Source organism: Pseudoalteromonas sp. SIMBA_162 (assembly GCF_046535955.1).
GTDB classification, from domain to species: domain Bacteria; phylum Pseudomonadota; class Gammaproteobacteria; order Enterobacterales; family Alteromonadaceae; genus Pseudoalteromonas; species Pseudoalteromonas marina.
Genome location: NZ_JAWJBQ010000715.1, coordinates 1 through 256, shown reverse-complemented (window position 1 = coordinate 256; position 256 = coordinate 1). Strand labels below are relative to the sequence as shown.

Below are 256 nucleotides of genomic sequence, written 5' to 3'. Positions count from 1 at the left end.
ATCCAAAAACTAACAATAGGAAAAAGATAAGGAGCATATAAAATGTCTACAATATATTCAAATTCAGATAATGTTCATTTTTCCGAACAAAATTACCTAAACCTAGTAAATGATTTCTTGAAGAGTTACAGTTCAAAAAAAAATAAACATGATATTTTAAAAATCCTTAGAATTTTTTACAACGAAATTAGAACTAACTCAAAAATTTATCCTGAAAAAAATTTAACACTTCACTTGAAGAAGTTAAAATTGGCAG

General features: G+C 24.2%; 1 protein-coding gene. It reads left to right on the top strand.

Annotated elements, in window-relative coordinates; genetic code table 11:
- Window positions 1-42: 42 nt before the first annotated feature.
- Window positions 43-256: hypothetical protein (locus tag R0J88_RS21530; protein WP_410901108.1), on the top strand; the 214-nt coding region annotated here is incomplete at its 3' end.